Origin of the sequence: Roseateles sp. (assembly GCF_031397715.1) — a bacterium.
Classification (GTDB): domain Bacteria; phylum Pseudomonadota; class Gammaproteobacteria; order Burkholderiales; family Burkholderiaceae_C; genus Paucibacter_A.
Genome location: NZ_JANNMI010000159.1, coordinates 1 through 3,460, shown reverse-complemented (window position 1 = coordinate 3,460; position 3,460 = coordinate 1). Strand labels below are relative to the sequence as shown.

The window sequence follows — 3,460 nt, the reverse complement described above, 5'->3', positions numbered from 1 at the left end:
ATCCAGAGCTGACCCGGTTGATGCTGCGCGGCGAGCGCGTTGAGCCGCAGGCCTACGTCGCGCGATCCGGTGAAGGAAATGAAGCGGGTGAGCGGATGCTTGACCAGCACGTCACCGACGGCGGCGCCACTGCCGGGGAGTGCCTTCTTGCAGGATCTGGCCGTCCTTGGCTTCGCGGTAATACATCACCTGGTCTTTGTCGACCGGCGTGTAGTTCTGACCTGCGGGGTTGTAGATGCCGATCTGGCGGAACAGGCCTTCCATGCCGAAGGTGCGCGCCTCGTCGACCAGAATCGGCACCACGCGCGGCCCCAGTTCCTTGTCACGCAGCAACTGCGTCAGGAAGCGCACATAAGCCTGCGTCGTGGAGATTTCACGGCCTTCGACGGTCGGCTCCAGCACGGCCTTGAAGGTCTCCAGCGAAGGCACGGTGAAGCTTTCTTCGGCCTTGACGCGGCGCTGCGGCAGGTAGCCGCCGAGGGCCTGGCGGCGCTCGTGCAGGTAGCGCATCTCGGGCGTGTCTTCGGCCGGCTTGTAGTACGGCAGCTTGGGCAGCTCGCTGTCCGGAATCGGGATCGCGAAGCGGTCGCGGATGTATTTGATGTCCTCGTCGGTCAGCTTCTTGGTCTGGTGAACGGTGTTCTTGCCCTCGCCGGCCTTGCCCATGCCGTAACCCTTGACGGTCTTGATCAGCAGCAGCGTAGGTTGGTTGGACGTGTTGTTGTGAGCGGCGTGGAAAGCGGCAAACACCTTCTCGGGCTGGTGGCCACCGCGGCGCAGATCGAAGATCTCCTCGTCGCTCATGTGCTCGACCAACTTGGCGGTCTCGGGGTATTTGCCGAAGAAGTTCTTGCGCACAAAAGCGCCGTCATTGGCCTTCATCGCCTGATAGTCACCGTCGACGGTTTCCATCATCAGCTGCTTCAACTTGCCGCTCTTGTCGCGCGCCAGCAGTTCGTCCCAGCCCTTGCCCCAGACCAGCTTGATGACCTTCCAGCCGCTGCCGCGGAACTCGCCTTCGAGCTCCTGAATGATCTTGCCATTGCCGCGCACCGGACCGTCCAGGCGCTGCAGATTGCAGTTGATGACGAAGACCAGATTGTTCAGGCCCTCGCGTGCGGCCAGGCCGATCGCGCCGAGCGATTCCGGCTCGTCCATCTCGCCGTCGCCCATGAAGGCCCAGACCTTGCGCTCGGCCGTGTCGGCAATGCCGCGAGCGTGCAGATACTTCAAAAAGCGCGCCTGGTAGATCGCCATCAAGGGGCCGAGGCCCATCGAGACGGTTGGGAACTGCCAGAACTCGGGCATCAGCTTCGGGTGCGGATAGCTGGACAAGCCCTTGCCGTCGACCTCTTGGCGGAAGCTATCGAGCTGCTCCTCGCTCAGCCGGCCTTCCAGGTAAGCCCGGGCGTAGATGCCGGGTGCGCTGTGGCCCTGGATGTAGAGCAGGTCGCCGCCGTGCTGCTCATTCTGGGCGCGCCAAAAATGATTAAAACCGGCGCCCAGCATCGAGGCCAGCGAGGCGAACGAGCCGATATGGCCGCCCAAATCACCGCCGTCGGCCGGGTCCAAGCGGTTGGCCCGCACCACCATCGCCATCGCGTTCCAGCGCATATAGGCGCGCAGGCGCTTTTCGATCTCGATATTGCCGGGGCAGCGCGCCTCTTGGTCGGCCGGAATCGTGTTCACATAAGGCGTGGTGGCCGAAAACGGCACGTCGATGCCGGCCTGGCGGGCATGGTCGATCAACTGATTCAACAGGAAGTGCGCGCGCTCGCCGCCCTCCTCACCAATCACGGCGGACAGCGCGTCCAACCACTCCTTGGTTTCCATAGCATCGGTGTCGTTGGCGCTGGCGCCCAAGAATGATTGCGGCTGTGCGGACATGGTCGCTTGTCTCCGTAGGAGTGTTTCGGGCTTGGCTGCACGCTGTAACGGCGGCTCATTCCCAATAATTTAGAGGTCTACATCAAATACATCGGTCCTGAGTGTCGCACAAGTTTTCCTCACTCTCAAATCGTGCGAGACGATTTCATATAATGAAATTGTTTAAACAATTAGGCCATATTGAACTTGAAACGAGGCCTCGCCTTGGCGTCTGCTTGATGCCCGGATAATTGCGTCTATGCCCAATGCATCCGATCTCAAATCCGCCAAGCGCAGACTGCTGCTGCCCCTGCAACGCTTGGCCTCCGGCTGGTGGCGGCGCCAGTCCCCGGCCCGCCAAGACCGCTTCGCCACGCTGGGCCCGCTGGTTTCAGTGTTGCTGTTTTTGACCGCCATCATCCTGGCCTTTTGGTATTTGCGGAATGAGGAAATCGAGCGCGAATCGGAGGCCGTCAAACGCGATACCGAAATCGCCCAGCAGCAGATCCGCCTGCGCCTGATAGAAAACCAGGAACAGCTGATGCGTATAGCGCGCGAAATTGTCACCCGGGCGGTTGACACCCATGACTTCAGCGCCCAGGCCAAAGGCTTCGCCCGCGAGCGCCCCGAGGTCACCCATGTGACCTGGATCAACGGCAGGCGCGAGTCGCGCGCCAGCGTCAGCGGTGCCGGTTTTCAGGACGACAGCTTGATGCGCTCCGACGGCAACGACCCGTCGATGCCGGTGAGCAACCAGTCCAACCCGCCGGAGCTGGCTTTTCAGAGCGCCAAGGAGCGCCGTCAACCGGCCTACTCCCAGGTTTTCACCGACTACAACGGCACGCCGGTGTTTCAGGTCCATGTGCCCTTGATTGACCGCAGCGGCTTCAGCGGTGCCTTGATCGCCGAGTATTCGGTCGAGGCCTTGCTGCGCTATTACGTGCCGACGGAGGTGTCGGCGCGCCACAGCATGGCGGTGCTGGACGCCAGCGACAAAATCGTCGCCAGCTCGGTGACCCAGATGCCGGGCCGCAGCAATAAACGCGCCTCAATCTTGCATGAGGCGCCGCTGGCACCGGCCATGAACGGCCTGGTGCTGCGCGGCGAGGGCTACCGCACCTCGATCGGCCTGATCAGCAATACCCTGTTCTGGATGGTGGTGGCGCTGTCCACGCTGACCGTCTGGATGCTCTTGGGCACCTGGCGCCATATGCGCCGGCGCCTGCAGATCCAGACCGCGCTGACCTCGGAAACCAACTTCCGCCGTGCGATGGAGAACTCGATGCTGACCGGCATGCGCGCGCTCGATCTGGAGTCGCGCATTTCCTACGTCAACCCGGCGTTTTGTGCGATGACCGGCTTCTCCGAGGCCGAGCTGATCGGCCGCAAGCCGCCCTTCCCTTTTTGGCCACCGGATCGGCTGGAAGAAAACGCCCGCCTGCTGCAGCAAGAAATCCATGGCCGCAGCCCCTCCGGCGGCGTCGAAGTAAAAATGCTGCGCAAGGACGGCAGCACCTTTGACGGCCGCATGTATGTGTCGCCTCTGGTCGACACCAAGGGCAAGCAGACCGGCTGGATGACCTCGATGACCAAT

The 3,460-nt window shown here is 62.2% G+C and carries 2 protein-coding genes and 1 pseudogene; 1 reads left to right on the top strand and 2 read right to left on the bottom strand.

Translation table 11 applies throughout. From position 1 onward, the window contains the following. Together RMO57_RS21985 and aceE are read right to left on the bottom strand one after the other, a co-directional pair. A partial coding sequence (locus RMO57_RS21985; protein ID WP_414896386.1) for a hypothetical protein occupies positions 1-110 on the bottom strand: 110 nt, incomplete at its 3' end. Positions 111-141: 31 nt separating this feature from the next. Further along, a pseudogene (aceE, locus tag RMO57_RS06975) lies at positions 142-1,887 on the bottom strand (pyruvate dehydrogenase (acetyl-transferring), homodimeric type); the annotation flags it as partial. 238 nt (positions 1,888-2,125) lie between these two features. Between aceE and RMO57_RS06970 the strand changes: the two are divergent. Further along, positions 2,126-3,460 (top strand): PAS domain S-box protein (locus RMO57_RS06970; RefSeq protein ID WP_310385348.1); only part of this gene is annotated, 1,335 nt, incomplete at its 3' end.